Raw genomic sequence first — 18,028 nt, 5'->3', positions numbered from 1 at the left:
TGCGGACTCTTGATTCTACCGCGATGTGTATGCAGTTACGACGCGATCGCACCTTGATTTTGGGCAGCTAATGCCAATGCTGCAATTGCCCCTGTAGTTACGGAATCAGTTCGGTATAGGTGAGGTTGAGGGTGGTAAACTTCCCTTGAGTTACTTTAATGGTCTTGAGTTTATCCCGATTACCCAACACTAGGTAATTAGAGTCCTGGAATTTAGGCACAAGTTTGTACGTTCCAGGCTTGAGAGTAAGGCGGAAGTATCCTTCTTTATCCGGTTGAATGTCAGCGACTTTACGCCCTGCCTGATTCAGAACGGTGATTGGGATAGGCATCCCAGAGATGACAGGTTGAACCTTTCGTTCACTCCCATCTGGGTTACGCTGTATAATTCCAGGCAATCTACTGCTGGTTGAGCGTCCCTCAATCCCACTCACTGATAACTTCCGGGATGGAGGTGACGAATTACCGCATTGTGCCAGTTGCGCTGCATCTTGCCGAAACTGCGGCTTAACTGAGTTGGGGGATTGGGAATCCTGTGCCTGTGGGGATTGAGTAATGGATTGACCCGATATGAATTTTAAGGGAGTTAGTGAGAGGGCGTTGGTCGAAGTCGCGGTTATCCCTAAGGTGGCGAGTAAAAGAACTCCCGTTGTCCAGGGGCGAATATTTAGCATGAAATTATAGTGTTAGCTTACAGGTAAACGATGATTGTCTCAAGCAAAAGGCGATCGCACTCATTGAAATTCAATTCGTTGAGTACTCCTAAATCTTGTATCACCCTTTAAAAACTAAGTGATTTTGAAGATAGGACTAATGGGTTGTGTTCTTTCCCAAATTGGCATCGAAACTGGTAAGTATTGAGCGAGTTGCAAATTTGGTAACCGGGAAGAAGGACATGAGGACTTTTGTCAAGCAGAGGGAACGAACTCCAAGGGCAGAGTACACCCCCCTAACGTAGCGATCGCTACACACAGAATTCTCTCAAGAAACACTTATTCCCGCTATATCTAGGTTTACTCAAAAATACTCTACTCTCTTCCAAGAGAAAGATGTTCTATCGTTTCAAACAGGAGAGAATCAAAATCAATTTACTTCAACCCTCAGCCCTTCTCAGCAAAAAGTTGTAACCGAAAAAAACTATTTTTTATAAACAGCCGTCTTTGTCAGGAGTGAGTTGCATTTTTTGGGTAGCTGTCCGTTTTCCTGTAGAATATAGCTGGATATGAGAATGTTGATGACCCTTTAACAACATATAAAATTTGGTGATTCGATTTCGATAAACGTAGCTCTAGGAAGGAAATTAAAAGTGAAAATAGGCTCTAATTATTTAGGTGAAGGTCGTTGTGAGTTTACAGTTTGGGCACCTGCTCATGATGAGGTAGCTGTGCAAATTGTGTCTCCTGCAAACCGCCTCGTTCCGATGCAAAAGGATGAACAGGGATACTTTAAAACATTAGCTGAAGGCATTGAGCCAGGAACCCTTTATTTCTACAAAATAGCAGGGGATGATCGACCCGATCCCGCTTCTCATTATCAACCCAAGGATGTACATGGGCCTTCTCAGGTAGTCGATCATAGTCAGATGAATTGGACTGACGCGAGTTGGTCGGGTATTCCCTTAGAGGAAATGATTATCTATGAATTGCACGTCGGGACGTTCACCCCAGAAGGCACATTTGAAGCGATGATTTCCCGATTAAGGGAGTTGCGCGAGTTTGGAGTTAATGCAATTGAGATTATGCCCGTTGCTCAATTTCCGGGCGATCGCAACTGGGGCTACGATGGTGCCTATACTTACGCTGTGCAGCATTCTTACGGTGGCCCTGAAAGCTTGAAAAAACTCGTGGATGCCGCTCACCGCGAAGGCTTATCCGTCATTCTCGATGTCGTTTACAACCACTTTGGCCCTGAAGGAGCCTATTACAGTTTATATGGCCCTTATTTTACGGAAATGTACAAAACGCCTTGGGGCATGGCGATGAATTTTGATGATAAGTACAGTGACGGGGTGCGTAATTATTTTATTGAAAATGCCCTGTATTGGTTCCAGAATTATCACTTTGATGCTTTGCGATTAGATGCCATCCACGCTATTTATGACTTGGGGGCGAAACATGTCTTGCAAGAAATGGCAGAGAAGGTTGAAGCTTTTTCCCAATCTGGAGGCAGAAAACTTTATTTAATTGCTGAAAGCGATTTAAACGATGTTCGCGTCATCCGCGAAAAAGAGTTGGGTGGACATGGGATGGATGCCCAATGGAGTGACGATTTTCATCACGTCCTTCATGTATTGCTCACAGGCGAAAAGAGGGGATATTACCAAGATTTTGGCAGCGTTGAACAGCTAGCTAAAGTCTATAAAGATAGCTTTATTTACGACTGGAAATATGCTCCTCATCGTCGAAGATATCACGGCAGTGATGCGAGCGATCGCCCCGGTCATCAATTTGTCGTTTGCACTCAAAATCATGATCAAGTTGGTAATCGTATGCTAGGTGAACGCTTAACTCATCTAGTATCGTTTGATGCGTTAAAACTTGCGGCGGGTGCTCTACTTCTTTCTCCCTACATTCCCATGTTATTTATGGGTGAAGAGTATGGGGAAGATTCGCCTTTCCTCTACTTTGTGAGTCATACCGATCAGGATTTAGTTGAGGCAGTCAGACAGGGAAGGAAAAGAGAGTTTGCAGATTTTCATGCCGAAGGAGAATTCATCGATCCCTTCAGTGTTGATACCTTTGCTCAGTCTACGCTGAAATGGGAAAAACGCCAAGAAGGTAAACACAAAGTGCTGTTAGAACTTTATCAACATTTAATACAATTGCGCCGTACAGTTCCAGCACTAAAAACTTTAGAGAAGCAAAATTTAGAAGCCTCTTCTGTTGAAGAACAGCAGCTTCTATTTCTCCGGCGTGGAAGTAGTGGCGACCAAATCTTTTGCATCATGAACTTCAATAAGAATGAGGTTACTTGTAAACCCTCTACCGGTGGAATCTGGCGAAAAATTTTGGATTCTTCTGATGAGCAATGGATGGGTTCAGGCTCTACCTTGCCAGAAAAACTAATCCGGGAGCAGGAAGTAACAATTGCTCCCCAAAGTTTTGTACTCTACCAGCTAGAAACATTAGCAGAATAAACCTCTTGAAAAAATCCTTTTCATCAAAGTCTGAGGCAGGCGTGCTGCATTGGTGTCAAATTAACGATAGAAAAGGCGGTTAAAACCGCAGCTACACAAACAAAACCCGCCTACGCGGGTTTCAAAACTTTAGTTTTTCCGTAGTCTAGTAGATAATCTTGTGGTGGAAAGGAAGTAAGGAGAAAATCTTGCTCCTCAACTTTATTCCAATAGAAGGATGCGAGCTCGGTTGAAAAGGGACAAAATCAAGACCGAATTCCCTTTTTCCAGTGCGTGGAATTAAAGATGAAAATCGGCGCTGATTATCTTGGTGACGGTCGTTGTGAATTTACGGTTTGGGCACCCGCTCACGAAGAAGTAGCTGTACAAATAGTATCCCCTGTTCAGCGTTTGCTTCCCATGCAAAAAGATGAATGGGGGTATTTTAAAGTGCTAGCTGAAAATATTGAGCCAGGAACACTTTATTGCTACAAACTCGGAGCAGAGGCAGATAGACCCGATCCCGCTTCCCACTCTCAACCCAAGGACGTACATGGCCCCTCCTCTGTGGTTGATCATACTCAGATGAACTGGAATGATGCCGATTGGTCAGGCATTCCTTTAGAGGAAATGATTATCTATGAACTGCACGTTGGCACGTTCACGCCGGAAGGAACCTTTGAAGCGATTATTCCTCGGTTAAGAGAGTTGCACGAATTTGGAGTGAATGCGATCGAACTAATGCCAATTGGACAATTTCCCGGCAACCGAAACTGGGGCTATGATGGCGTTTTTCCCTTCGCACCGCAGCATTCCTATGGGGGTTCTGAAGGATTGAAAAAGCTTGTCGATGCAGCGCATCAACAGGGAATATCAATCATTCTCGACGTGATTTACAATCACTTTGGTCCAGAAGGAAACTACTTCAGTGATTATGCACCGTATTTCACAAACCACTACCAAACAGCTTGGGGTAATGCCCTTAACTTTGATGGTGAATACAGTTACGGTGTGCGTAATTACTTTATTGAAAACGCCCTGTATTGGTTTAACAACTATCACATTGATGCCCTGCGCTTAGATGCTAGCGACCATCTATACGATATTGGTGTCAAACATTTCCTACAAGAACTAGCAGAAAACGTTGATGCCCTTTCCAAAAAACAAGGTCAGAAATTTTATCTAACAGCAGAAAATGATTTAAGCGATACCAAGATAATTCGTCCAATTGAATCAGGCGGCTATGGTATAGATGCTCAGTGGAACGATGCTTTCCACCATTGTCTGCATAGCCTGCTAACAGGTGAAGAGTCTGGGTATTACGAAGATTACGGCACCTGCGAACAGATGGCAAAGGCTTTTAAACAAGGGTTTGTCTACTCCGGGCAGTACTCACCATTCCGCAAAAAATTTCATGGCAGTGATTCAAGCGCTATTCCCGGTCATCAATTTGTCGTTTTTACCCAAAACCATGACCAAGTTGGCAATCGAGCGCTAGGTGAACGATTAACTCATCTAGTATCGTTTAAAGGGTTAAAACTTGCTGCTGGTGTCCTCATGCTTGCTCCCAATATTCCTTTAATATTTATGGGTGAAGAGTATGCAGAAGATGCACCCTTTCTCTACTTCGTGAGTCATACCGATCAGAAATTAGTTGAGGTAGTGAGAGAGGGGAGAAAGAAAGATTTTGCCGCTTTTCATATAGAAGGAGAATTCATCGATCCCTTCAGTACTGAGACGTTTCAACAATGTCAGTTAAACTGGGATAAACGGCAAGAAGGTAAACACAAAGTAATGCGAGAATTTTATCAGCATTTAATTCAATTACGTCGCACCTTGCCTGCCCTGAAACAACTCGATAAGGAAAATCTAGAAGCCTCTGCCGTTGAAGAAGATAAACTCCTATTCCTTCGGCGTGGAAGTAGTGGCGACCAAATCTTCTGCATCATGAACTTCAATAAGAATAAGGTTACTTGTAAACCCTCTCCCGGTGGAATTTGGAGAAAAATTTTGGATTCTTCTGATGAGCAATGGATGGGTTCAGGCTCTACCTTGCCAGAAAAACTAATCCGGGAGCAGGAAGTAACAATTCGTCCACAAAGTTTTGCCCTCTATGAGCTAGAAACTCTAGCAACATGAATGAAAATAGAATGGGTATTAGATGTTCGGGGAGCGGGGCTTCACTGGGGATGATATTGAGAAGAGAAAATATCAGTATCAGTATATGCCCCACCCTAGCAGGAGTCTAGCCAAGGCACATGGGATAATGTCATAGTTTATACTCATCTGTTATGCCTCAGGCCAGATGCTTTTTGATCAGCTCACTACGTTCGTGGAAGACCGCTTGATCATTGAAGCGGGTTCCATTCTTGCCAGCCTCTTGGATTAGTGTTGACAAACGTTCTCGGTCGTTCGACAATTGAGCGATCAGATTGCCGAGTTGTTCCCAATTTTCCACAGGCACGAACATTCCTCCACCGTGGTTGTTCACCAAGTCATCAGCGTAATCACTGTGATAGCCAATAATCGGGGTGCCGCGAACGAGGGACTCAATCAGGCAGCGTGGCGATTCTGGGGTGACATGAGTAAACAACATGAGGTGAGATTCGCTTATTTTCTTAAACACTTTTTTTCGATCTGACTCAAATCCTGTCAGTTCGATTACAGAACTTAAGCCCATCTCTGCAATCATGGCTTTCATTTCCGTCATCAAAGACCCATCACCCATCCAAGTGGCGTGCAGATTCACACCCAAATCCCTCGCCCTGCCTACAGCTTTTACCCAGTCCAAGGGCGCTTTCATCGGATCAATACGTCCGGCATAACAAATGCGAATTGTCTCATCACTCTTCGCACACCGAGCTTTTTTAAACAACTCTAAATTGCCGATGCTATCTGAAGGTTTTGTGTGGATGTCATGAATTAGATGGCTGTTCTGGCAAAAGGGACTGTAAGCGGAATAGCAATCTTGACCATGCCACAGACCTAGGGCACAATTCTTAATAATCTGTTTGTGGTAACTCGCGATCAGCGGTGCCATGGCTCTCGACTTTAGTCGGGTTTTGAGTGTTGCTCCCTGTCTTGATCGCAGCATGACCTCATGTTCAACGCGATCCGTATGAATGCTATAGGGTCTACCCTGTTTATGAGCTTCCAAGGCGGCAACGGCTGCCCAATCTCCAAACAAACCGCCAATCGCAAATTGCAGATAACGGCAGCGTGAGATTAATTCGCCCAGAGAGGCTCGTACCGAAGGATAGTTAGAAAGGAACTTGGGGAGGGAATAAGCCCAAGGCAGTGGCACAAATTCAAAGCGATGGGGTCCGGCTAAGGTGGCTGTGTCCCGCCAAGTCATGGTTTTTCCTTCTGTGGCTAGGGCTTCGGGCAATAGAGGTGCAGCGACGACCACTGACCCAAAATTATTGGCCCACTGCTCTAAGCCGTTGCAAGCCTGGGACTCTAGGAATATTTGCTTCCCTTTAGCCCGAAGGGGAACGGGTAGGACGAGCAGCATCCCTTTTTGTTGCACCGATTGCCGATAGCTGACAATCTCGTATTCTCTGGCCTTAGTCAACATAAAACAGATGTTATTGGTAAATTGCTCTATCTCAATTAATCAGTTTTACTTGCCATTTATCTAAACACTCTCTGCCCCTAGAAAGATGTTTTATTTTTTACAAAAAGAGAAAATTCAAATAGCAGTAATATTGTGGTCGCAGCGTCTTTTCAAGCTTTTAAAGCTTAACAAAAATGGGTGCCAATAAATAAATTGAAAGATAATTATTTAAAATTGCAAGTCTGGACACCCGTTTCGGAATAAAACACTGTATATAAAATATATTTTAAACATTGCCTGATTTCCATACAAAAATATAAAGGATGCTCTTTAAAAATACTCAATAATATCTAGTAAGGTAAACTCAAAAATCAGTATCTCTCTCCCTTGCTCTTCTATGCTCTGTACTCAGTGTCTCGTTTGAATATAAAATATATTTAACAGATTGAAGCGACACACACTAGCATCAGAAGCCTCAAAAAAATAATCAGGAGCCATTATTAAACCATGCGGATTCCCACAGCCACTTACCGAATTCAATTTCAATCAGTATTTAAATTTGAAGCGGCAAAAAATATTCTTGATTATCTCGCTGACTTAGGAATTTCTGACCTTTATGCTTCCCCAATCTTTAAAGCTACACCAGGCAGTACCCACGGGTATGATGTGGTTGACCCCACTCAACTGAATCCTGAACTGGGAACAGCAGAGGATTTTGAAGCACTGGTGAGTGAAATCAAGAATCATGACATGGGGTGGGTGCAGGATATTGTTCCCAACCACATGGCTTATCATAGCCAAAACGCTTGGCTAATGGATGTTCTAGAAAATGGGATTGATTCTGATTTTTCTGGCTACTTCGACATTGAATGGGAACACACTTATGAAGACATTAAGGGACGGATACTTGCCCCAATGATGGGGAATTTTTATGGAGAAGCTTTGCACAATGGTGAGATTCAGCTCAACTATGAAGAGAGCGAATTAAGCGTCAATTACTACGCTTTAAAATTGCCTGTCCGTATTGAATCTTATGGTCGGTTCATCAGCCAGAATTTGGGACAGGTAGCAAGAGAAATAGGAAAGCGGCATCCCGATTTTCTCAAATTACTGGGTATTCTCCATCTGATCAAAAGTGTACCCTACGAAACCAAAGGCAAGGAACGATATGGTCAGATAGCCTTTGTCAAAGTACTTTTGTGGGAACTCTACAACCAAAACCCTGAAATTAAAGACTTTGTTGATAGTAATATAAAGCTGTTTAATGGAGAAAAGGGCAACCCCGAAAGTTTCAATCTTCTGGATAGTTTGCTACAAGAACAGTTCTATCGTCTCTCGTTCTGGAAAGTCGGTGCGGAAGAAATCAATTATCGCAGATTTTTTACCGTTAATGAACTGATTTCTATGAGAGTTCAAGAACTCAAAGTTTTTCATAAAACTCATGATTTGGTAGGTCAGCTTGTTGAGCAAGGGAAAGTAACTGGATTAAGAATAGACCACATTGATGGACTGTATGACCCAACCGAATATCTGAAGCGACTTCGGGAAAAAACAGGGGATGTCTATATCACGGTGGAAAAGATTTTGGAACTTAAAGAAGAGTTACCTAAAGTTTGGCCGATTCAGGGAACCAGTGGTTATGATTTCTTGAACTACGTCAATGGGCTTTTCTGCAAAACGGAGAGTGAGAAACACTTTACCGATATCTACTCTCAGCTAAATAGCGCCCAAACCAATTACGAACAGCTATTTTTTGATAAGAAAAACCTAATTGTCGAGAAGAACTTGGCGGGCGATGTCGATAATTTGGCTCAAATCCTGAAAAGAATTGCAGGTCAATCCCGATTGGGAATTGACTTTACCATGAATGGTCTGAAAAGAACGCTTTCAGAAGTCCTGTGCCTTTTCCCCGTTTACCGTACCTACGTCAATGGCGATGGGTTAAGTGAAGACGATCGCATCTACATCGAAGAAGCGATCGAAGAAGCCAGAGGACGGATTCCCCTGCTTTTGAATGAACTAAACTTTATCGAAAGATTGCTCTTGTTGGATTGGCAGCAAGGGTTAACCGAAGAACAAAAGGGCTTGAGGCTTCACTTCATCATGAGGTTCCAACAATTAACTGGCCCTCTAATGGCGAAAGGGATTGAGGATACCTTATTTTATGTGTATAACCGACATCTTGCCTTGAATGAAGTGGGAGGCAATCCTGGGAAATTTGGCGTTACAATTGACGAGTTTCATCAAGCCAATCAAAAAGAAAGCGCCGCTTGGCCTCATAAGATGAATGCTACGGCAACCCATGACACCAAACGTGGTGAGGATGTTCGAGCAAGATTGAATGTGCTTTCAGAAATTCCCGATGAATGGGAAAAACAGGTGATAACTTGGATTCACCTCAATCGCTCTAAGAAAAATGAGGTGAGGGGGAGAGCTGTTCCTGTTCCTAATGATGAATACTTCTTTTATCAAACTTTAGTGGGTTCTTATCCGTTTGATGAAAGTGAAAATGCTTCGTTTATTGGACGGATTAAAGACTACATGCTCAAGTCGGTCAGAGAAGCTAAACTGCATACAGCTTGGTTACGCCCTGATAGTGCTTATGAAGAGGAATTTCTGGCCTTTGTGGAGAGAGTTTTAGAGCCTTCTGACTCGAATGAATTTATGAAGGAGTTTCTTCCTTTCCAAAAGTGGGTTGCTGGTTATGGAATTTTTAACTCACTTTCACAGGTATTGTTGAAATATACAGCGCCCGGTGTACCGGATACCTATCAGGGAACAGAATTCTGGGATTTAAGTATGGTAGACCCGGATAACCGTCGTCCGGTTGATTACCAGCAGCGAATTTCTTGTTTGCAGGAGATTAAACAGAAATTACAAACCGATAGTCTGAAGCTAATAGAGGAATTATTGTCGAATCAGGAAGATGGTCGAATTAAGCTGTTCCTAACGTACCGAGCTCTTCAGGCCAGAAAAGAGAATTTAACCGTTTTCCAGAAGGGAGATTATCTGCCTCTGAACGTGACGGGAACGTTCAAGGATCATATTGTGGCATTTGCCAGACGGCATGGTGAAACGACAGCGATTGCGATCGCACCTCGCTTCCTGACAAGCTTGATCGAACCGGGTGCACTCCCCCTAGGGGAATCGGTATGGCAGGATACCCGCATTGAGTTACCTCAAGGAATGCCGAAATCCTGGACAGATACTATTTCTTTGCAGGCGTTTTCTGAAGATGGCATTGTGTCCATTGGCAAGGCGCTGCAACACTTTCCTGTAGCGTTACTGAAAAGCTAGAGTCACAATGCAGTGATTTCGGTGTAGAACCCTCATAAATTTAAAATCCCCCATTATATCGACGATAATGGGGGATATTTTCAGGAAGAAGCCGCCTTTAACAAAGTTTGAAAAAAGCGATCGCCAACGGGGGTAAGGTCAGATCCACCGAGTAGGGCTGACCATGTTGAGAAATGGCCTCTGCTTGTTTGCCCCCCATATTACCCATGCCACTGCCACCATAGTCCCCGGCATCGCTGTTGAGTAACTCCTGCCAGAATCCTTCAGCAGGAACACCGATGCGGTAGTTGTAGCGGGGTACAGGGGTAAAGTTACAAACGGCTAACACCACATCTTCGGCAGACTTACCCTTGCGAACCAAACTAATCACACTTTGCTCTGTGTCATTACAATCAATCCAGTCAAACCCTTGCCAGTCAAAATCCAATTCATGCAGGGCGGGTTCAGTGCGATAAGTGTGGTTTAAGTCAGCCACCCACTTTTGCAAACCCCCGTGCATGGGATTCTCTAAAAGATTCCAGTCTAAGCTTTGATCATGGTTCCATTCCGACCACTGACCAATTTCCCCACCCATAAACAACAGCTTCTTCGCCGCTTGAGCATACATGTAGCCAAAAAGCAAGCGTAAATTGGCAAATTTCTGCCAGTAATCTCCCGGCATTTTGCCAATCAGCGAACCCTTACCATGCACCACTTCATCATGAGACAGGGGTAGGGCGAAGTTCTCGTTAAAGGCGTAAAGCATCCGGAAGGTGAGTTTATTGTGATGGTACTTCCGGTGGATCGGTTCTTGGGACATATAGCTGAGGGTGTCATGCATCCAACCCATGTCCCATTTCAGTCCAAACCCTAGACCCCCCACATACAGGGGACGGGCAACCATCGGCCAAGAGGTAGACTCTTCGGCAATGGTTTGAATACCGGGGAAGTGCTTGTAAACCGCTTCATTAAAGCGGCGTAGAAACTCGATCGCCTCAAAATTTTCCCTGCCGCCGTATTGATTGGGAATCCACTCTCCTTCTTTGCGGGAGTAGTCCAAATACAGCATCGAGGCGACGGCATCCACCCGTAGTCCATCAATATGGCACTTGTCGAGCCAGAAAAAGGCACTGCTAATCAAAAAACTGCGGACTTCATGGCGACCATAGTTAAAAATGCTACTCTGCCAGTCGGGATGGAAGCCTTGGCGGGGGTCAGCATGTTCATAGAGGTTTGTCCCATCAAAATAGTTCAGTCCATGCTGATCGGTGGGGAAATGAGACGGCACCCAATCTAAAATCACACCAATGCCTTGCTGATGCAGGTAATCCACCATATACATGAAGTCTTGGGGACTACCATAGCGGCTGGTTGGAGCAAAATAACCCGTTGTTTGATAACCCCAAGACCCATAGAAAGGATGCTCGGTAATCGGCATCAATTCAACATGGGTGAATCCCATTTGCTTGATATACTCAGCCAGTTTTGAGGCCAGTTCTCGGTAGGTGAGGTAGCGATTTCCCTCTTCCGGCACTCGCATCCAAGAGCCTAAGTGTACCTCGTAGATGGACATGGGGGCGTCGAGGGCTTGTATGCGATCGCGCTTTTCCATCCACTCTTGGTCATGCCAAGTGTATTCCGTATCCCAAACCACTGAACCGGTTCTCGGCGGCACTTCTTGAGAATTGGCAAAGGGATCGGCTTTATCTACCGCGTACCCACTATTGTGGTTGACAATGTGGTACTTGTAGAGGCTACCTTTGGTCATTCCAGGAATAAAGCCTTCCCAAATCCCGGAGTTTCCTTTCAGAGATAGGCGGTGACCATTATCCTGCCACCCGTTGAAATCCCCTTTAACAAATACCTCAGTCGCATTGGGTGCCCACACGGCAAAATAGGTTCCCCTTTCGCCATTGACCACGACGGGGTGAGAGCCTAATTTTTCATAAAGGTGGAAGTGTGACCCTTCATTAAACAGATAAAGGTCATCCTCCGTTAGCAAGCTGACATAACCGTCGGTCACTTGCGGTTGAGTTTGATTGACTGATAATTGATAAGTCATGATTCCTTCAAAGCTTCAGATTGACTGTATTTTCCGGATGTTGTGAGTTCTTGCAACTGGAGCAGTCGTTGTAGAGGGATTTCTACCCAATCTGGGCGATTGTTGAGTTCGTAACCTAATTCGTAAATTACTTTTTCCAACAGATAGCTATCCAGGAGTACTTCCAACTCTGCTCTTGATTTGGGTAAGAAAGAATCCTGACTGGCAACCTCCACATAACTCTTCAGAAAAGCTGAACTCACCCAGCAAAACCAAAACTGCGCCCATTGCTCCATTAACGGCAAATTTTCAGGGCGAATCATCCCGCTTTCGACTTCATTGCGGAGTGCTTGGGTAACCGCGTAGTTAAACGATTGCAGCATCCCAGCGACATCTCGTAAAGGCGATCGCTTCATCCGCCGTTCACCTAAACTCCGCGCCGGTTCTCCCTCAAAGTCAATAATGATGAAGTCTTTACCCGTGTACAAAACTTGCCCCAGATGGTAGTCTCCATGAGTCCGGGTTCGCATTGCCGTAATTTTTTGATCCAGGACTAACTGGAAGCGCCCCATAATCTGATCACTCGCGTTGAGGACAGCCTGGGCTAACCTTTGGGTGTTGGGTGGGAGTTGTTTCAGGCGATTTTTCAACAACAGCAGCACTTGTCCGGTGAGGTTACGGGCGTACTGGTAGATGGAACGCTGATAAAAGGACGAAAAGGGTTCTGGCGTAAAGTCGGGATCATCGGTATTCGACGCCAAAGCAATATGCAGTTCAGCGGTACGCTGCCCCAAAAGTTGAGCGCTAGCGAGATAAGAACCGATGGTGAGGGACGCCAATTCCGGAATTTCGCTTGCCTGCAAATCTAAGAGAGAACCGGAAGGAACCGGCACCTCGGTAATCTCCGCCTGCTGGATTGAAACATGCTCGAAGTAGGTACGCAAGCTATCCAGGGTATACTCCCAGCTACTGCGGGTATCGAGGATAAACTCTTGCAAGATTCCCACCGTCATGGTTTCAGCGCGGGGACGGCGGTACTCTAAAGCCCCAGCAATTGAAGCAAAGTGTTCCAAGAGTTTCTTTTCGGTGAGGAAGCGCCCAATTTCCAAATCCGGGTTGATGCCTTCCTCCACTTTGCGGAACAGTTTCAAGATGAAGCGAGGGACGCTTTCGCGTCCCGCTTCGCTAACGCCATAAATAATCGAGGTATTACTTTGCTCACCCTTAATTAGGGAAGGGTCAATGTTAGAGCCATCTTTGTAGAGTTGGGGGAATAGATCGGTAGACATGGTGACCAATTCCCCTGCCATCCCTTTGTAACGTTGATGGTGAGCGATCGCCTCCAAGGGGAAGATTAAAAAGTTCTTATCTGCAACGGCATCGAATAGCACCCCAGTTTCCTCGTTTCCTGGTATTTGCAAGTAAGCCACAATTGATTGAGGCTTTTCTGCCAAAAGATGCATTCCTTGCTCACCTTCGGCATAAGCGAGTAGCAACAGGTACGTTTCTGGGTCGCCCTGGATATAATCCACACGTAACCACACCATCTGAGCCTCCATGTCCTTGTAGGACACCGGAATCATCTCGGTGATATTGGCAGATTGCACCGTCCGGGCTTTGCCACCAAACCAACGACAGGTGTATAGATAATCGGGCAGGGTAGATTCCAACGTCGCTTTCGACTGGAGTTGAGAAAAAACACTCTGCCACTTGCCATTAGCCACCAAAGTCGGCAATGTGGATTGAGGTTTAGAGGATTGTAGTGAACTGGGTTGAAGCTTGAGCGTAAACCAGTAAAACGAGTAAGGACTCACGCTGAGGAAGTAGGGCGACTCTCCCACTGGTGGGAACTCGGTTCGACCAAAAATCTCCACCGGCACCGTACCCTTGAAGGGTGATAGGTCTAATTCCACCGTCTGAACAAAGCGGGATAAATTCGCTATCACCAAGATGTGTTCGTCTTGATAGGTGCGCGTGAAGGCGAGTACTTTCCGGTTTTCTGGGTGCAAGAATTCAAAGCTGCCTTTGCCTAAGGCTTGGAACCGCTTACGGGTGGCAATTAGGCGTTTCATCCAATACCACAGGGAGTTTGGGTTCCCCCGTTGCGCTTCTACGTTCAGCGCCTCATAGTGATATTCCGACTCCACGATCACGGGTAAATACAGCTTATGGGGATTGGCGCGACTAAAACCCGCATTCCGATCCGAACTCCACTGCATCGGCGTGCGAACACCATTGCGATCGCCGACATAAATGTTATCGCCCATGCCAATTTCATCCCCGTAATAAAGTACAGGGGTGCCGGGGAGAGAGAGCAACAGACTATTGAGCAATTCAATCTGGCGGCGATCATTCCCCAACAAGGGAGCCAAGCGACGACGAATGCCTAAGTTAAGTCTTGTTTCCGGGTCTTGTGCATAAACCCGATACATGTAATCCCGGTCTTCATCACTGACCATTTCCAGTGTCAGTTCGTCGTGATTCCGCAGGAATAATCCCCACTGACAGTTATCGGGAATCGCAGGGGTTTGCTGGAGGATGTCACTAATGGGGAAACTATCCTCCATCCGTAGGGACATGAACAAACGAGGCATCAGGGGGAAATGGAAGTTCATGTGGCATTCATCCCCAGCCCCATAATATTGCACCGCATCCTCAGGCCATTGATTGGCCTCCGCCAGCAGCATCCGATTGGGGAACTTTTCGTCTACATGCTTACGCATCTGCTTCAGGAAAGCATGGGTTTCTGGCAGGTTCTCGCAGTTCGTTCCTTCTCGCTCATACAGATAAGGCACCGCATCCATGCGTAGCCCATCCACACCCATTTCTAACCAAAAATCCAAAACCTCAAAGACGGCTTGGCGCACGGCAGGATTGTCGTAGTTTAAATCCGGCTGATGCGAGTAAAAGCGATGCCAGTAGTAAGCTTTGGCGATGGGGTCCCAAGCCCAGTTCGAGGTTTCAAAATCCTGGAAAATAATTCGCGCTTCTTGGTACTTTTCAGGAGTATCGCTCCAGACGTAAAAATCCCGTTCTACACTGTCTTTGGGTGCCCGACGTGCCCGCTGAAACCAGGGATGTTGGTCGGAGGTATGGTTGATAATTAACTCGATAATGACGCGAATGCCACGTTGATGAGCCGCATCCAAAAATTCTTTGAAATCGTCTAATGTGCCATAGATGGGGTTGACACTGGTGTAATCGGCAATATCGTACCCATCATCCCGTAGGGGGGATGGAAAAAATGGGAGTACCCAGAGTGCCGTGACGCCTAAATCTTGTAAGTAATCCAGTTTTTCTGTCAGTCCCCGAAAGTCACCAATGCCATCACCATTGCTATCAGCAAAGGCACGAACAGGCACCTCGTAAATGATGGCATTCTTAAACCACAGGGGATCGTCTTTCAATATCGAGTGATCAGTTTGCATGAAATAGTTTTTAGACTTTAGGTTTTAGATTCAGGGATATGTTGCAATAGCTAAGTTCAGGGAGCAACCATCAATCGAAAGCTGCCCTTGAACTTACCTACACTCAAAAAAATATATCTAACTCTCAATGATCAGATATATTCCTTTAGTGAGATATAGCCAGTCTAATATTGGCTATGAAAACAATAAAGGACATTAATGGGTAATCGGTAATGGGTCGCTATATTATGATTACCGATTCTCTTCCACAGTACATCGCTGCACAGAAAACCAAGATTAATCAACCCAGACCAATATAAATGTGACAAGATTTCCTCCCCTGATTCAGGGGAGGCGTCGAATGGAGTTTCCTCTGTCGGCAAAGACGGGATACTCCTGATGGCTTTAGCCAGTCCTGTTGATTTCCATCAATTCACACGGCTACTGTTGAATCCAAAAAAGATGAGCTGGAGTGATATGGGGATTGAGTTCAACATAGTTAGAACCACCCTCCCAAGTGTATTGGGCATTATTGAGCAAATCATGAACTTGGTAGGGTTGATCGGGTTTGATTCCTAATGACTCTAAGGGTAAATGAATCCAGCCGGATTGGGTATGGTAGGGATTGAGATTTACCACCATCAGCATCACATCTTTCAAATCTTCAGTTTGTTTGGTGTAACAAATAATCTCCTCGTTATCAATGTGATGGAAGCGGATACTATTGTTACTCTGCAAAGCTGGATGTTCTCGACGGCTGCGATTCACCCGTGCAATGTAATCTTTGATGGTGTAAGGGCTATTCAAGTCCCATTCCCGGATTTGATATTTTTCCGAATCTAAGTATTCTTCGCTGCCTTCTCGAATCGGTCGGTTTTCACAAACATCAAAGGCTGGCCCATAAATACCATAATTGGCGGTTAAGGTTCCGGCGAGAACTAACCGCAGAATAAAAGCCGGTCGTCCGCCGTGTTGGAGAAATGCATGGAGAATATCCGGCGTATTCGGCCAAAAGTTGGGTCGAAAGAACTCGCGTACCTCACTTTGGGTGAGTTCCTTCATGTACTCGGTCAATTCCCACTTATTATTGCGCCAAGTGAAATAAGTATAGGACTGGCTAAAGCCCATCTTGGCGAGGCGAGACATTACTTTAGGACGGGTAAAGGCTTCTGCCAGGAAGAGCACATCGGGATAAGCTTGTTTAACTTCTCCAATCATCCACTCCCAAAATGGAAACGCTTTGGTGTGGGGATTATCCACGCGGAAGATTTTTACCCCTTGGTCAATCCAAAACAGCACAATACTTTTTAACTCTTCCCACAGGTTTTGCCAGTCTTCGGTTTCAAAGTCTATGGGGTAAATATCTTGATACTTTTTGGGTGGATTTTCTGCATGTTGAATTGTCCCATCGGGTCTACGCTTAAACCATTGGGGATTCTCTCGCGCGTATGGATGGTCGGGGGAACACTGGTAAGCGAGGTCTAAGGCTATCTCAATGCCATACTCCGCCGCTTTACTGACTAATTTTCGGAAGTCTTCTAGGGTACCGAGTGGGGTGTGAATCGCTTTGTGCCCTCCCTCTGGAGCACCAATGCCCCAAGGCACTCCCACATCTCCAGGTTCGGCGACAACGGTGTTGTTTTTCCCTTTGCGAAAGGTGACACCAATCGGGTGAATGGGCGGTAGGTAGAGGACATCAAAGCCCAAATCGGCAATGTAGGGAAGACGGTTGATACAGTCGGCGAAGGTACCATGTTCTCCCGGTGCACCACAGGAACGGGGAAATAGTTCGTACCAAGTGCTGAAGCGGGCTTTTTCTCGGTCAACGGTAACTTTGAGCAGTTTTTCGTAAGTGGAGGCTAATGTTCGGTCAGGATACTTGTCCATGAGGAAAGCCAAGTGCGGTGACACGATTTTGTCCTCAAGGATGCCATTGTTCGCGTTGGCATGGGAACGCAGAGCATTCGACCAAGTCTGCAATTGTTCGGCATCATCACCTGAGGCTCGCTGACTCGTTTCCTCAATCAATTGAGCGCCAATCAGCCAATCGACGGGTGCAACCTGTACCGCGTCAATCTTTTTCAGAATGTCTCGCCGCCAAGACTTAAAATGGTCTACCCAAGCCATGATGGTATAGACATAACTCCCTATCTCAGAAACGCTAAATTCTCCTTGCCATCGGTCATTGAACAAAGGAGATAGTGGTGCTTCCTGCCACTGTTGAGATGTTTCTGGACGGTATAAAATCACACCTGTGATCATATCGTGTCCATCACAAAACATATCGGCTTCAACCTGGATTTTTTCACCGATTGTTCGTTTGATGGGAAAACGACCCCCATCAATTTCTGGCGAGACTCCTTCAATCTGGACTCGTTGTCTACCTTCCTTCGGCAGCATTAAACGTCTCCCTCTACTTGATGGAAAATTTTTTAAGAATTATAGAAATCGAACTCGAAAGTCTACTCCATCCTAGGGTGGAATGAATGGCAAGATGCCCCCAAATATGCCAATTTTTAATGACATTGGCGTTACTTTTTTGAGCCAATTTTAGATACTTTCAATGAGCTGATCTGTCTTTTCTTGATCTAGCGTATCATTGATATCTGTCTTAATAGTATTGCAATCGAAATA

At 45.3% G+C, this 18,028-nt stretch carries 8 protein-coding genes; 3 read left to right on the top strand and 5 right to left on the bottom strand.

What is annotated here, in order from left to right:
* Positions 1 to 97: 97 nt before the first annotated feature.
* Positions 98 to 673, bottom strand: a complete 576-nt coding sequence (locus tag MIC7113_RS18030) for a carboxypeptidase-like regulatory domain-containing protein (RefSeq protein ID WP_015183604.1) — start codon at positions 671 to 673, stop codon at positions 98 to 100.
* Between the two features lie 632 nt (positions 674 to 1,305).
* Between MIC7113_RS18030 and treZ (MIC7113_RS18025) the strand changes: the two genes are divergently transcribed.
* Both treZ (MIC7113_RS18025) and treZ (MIC7113_RS18020) read left to right on the top strand, forming a co-directional pair.
* Positions 1,306 to 3,135: a malto-oligosyltrehalose trehalohydrolase gene (treZ, locus tag MIC7113_RS18025; protein ID WP_015183603.1), complete on the top strand. Its 1,830-nt coding sequence runs from the start codon at positions 1,306 to 1,308 to the stop codon at positions 3,133 to 3,135.
* Positions 3,136 to 3,420: 285 nt separating this feature from the next.
* A complete protein-coding gene (treZ, locus tag MIC7113_RS18020; protein ID WP_015183602.1) occupies positions 3,421 to 5,253 on the top strand; it encodes a malto-oligosyltrehalose trehalohydrolase in 1,833 nt (610 codons plus the stop codon).
* A 157-nt stretch (positions 5,254 to 5,410) separates the two neighbouring features.
* Here treZ (MIC7113_RS18020) and MIC7113_RS18015 read toward each other — a convergent pair whose 3' ends face one another.
* Positions 5,411 to 6,691 carry a glycosyltransferase gene (locus MIC7113_RS18015; RefSeq protein ID WP_015183601.1) on the bottom strand — a complete coding sequence of 427 codons (1,281 nt, stop codon included), beginning with the start codon at positions 6,689 to 6,691 and terminating at the stop codon, positions 5,411 to 5,413.
* A gap of 486 nt (positions 6,692 to 7,177) precedes the next feature.
* Here MIC7113_RS18015 and treY point away from each other — a divergent pair, with 486 nt between their 5' ends.
* Positions 7,178 to 9,967, top strand: a complete 2,790-nt coding sequence (gene treY, locus MIC7113_RS18010) for a malto-oligosyltrehalose synthase (RefSeq protein ID WP_015183600.1) — start codon at positions 7,178 to 7,180, stop codon at positions 9,965 to 9,967.
* Between the two features lie 97 nt (positions 9,968 to 10,064).
* Here treY and glgB read toward each other — a convergent pair whose 3' ends face one another.
* The 3 genes from glgB to MIC7113_RS17995 form a co-directional block, all read right to left on the bottom strand.
* Positions 10,065 to 12,008 carry a 1,4-alpha-glucan branching protein GlgB gene (gene glgB / locus MIC7113_RS18005; protein WP_015183599.1) on the bottom strand — a complete coding sequence of 648 codons (1,944 nt, stop codon included), beginning with the start codon at positions 12,006 to 12,008 and terminating at the stop codon, positions 10,065 to 10,067.
* Entirely contained in the window at positions 12,005 to 15,415 is a 3,411-nt protein-coding gene (gene treS / locus MIC7113_RS18000; RefSeq protein ID WP_015183598.1) for a maltose alpha-D-glucosyltransferase, read from the bottom strand. The genes glgB and treS overlap by 4 nt, the downstream gene beginning before the upstream one ends.
* A 420-nt stretch (positions 15,416 to 15,835) precedes the next feature.
* The gene (locus tag MIC7113_RS17995; protein WP_015183597.1) at positions 15,836 to 17,794 is read right to left on the bottom strand and encodes an alpha-1,4-glucan--maltose-1-phosphate maltosyltransferase; all 1,959 of its coding nucleotides are present in this window, start codon (positions 17,792 to 17,794) and stop codon (positions 15,836 to 15,838) included.
* Positions 17,795 to 18,028: the final 234 nt, after the last annotated feature.

Origin of the sequence: Allocoleopsis franciscana PCC 7113 (assembly GCF_000317515.1) — a bacterium.
Classification (GTDB): domain Bacteria; phylum Cyanobacteriota; class Cyanobacteriia; order Cyanobacteriales; family Coleofasciculaceae; genus Allocoleopsis; species Allocoleopsis franciscana.
Note: the sequence above shows the minus strand (reverse complement) of the source record. Positions and strands in the feature narration are given on the sequence as shown.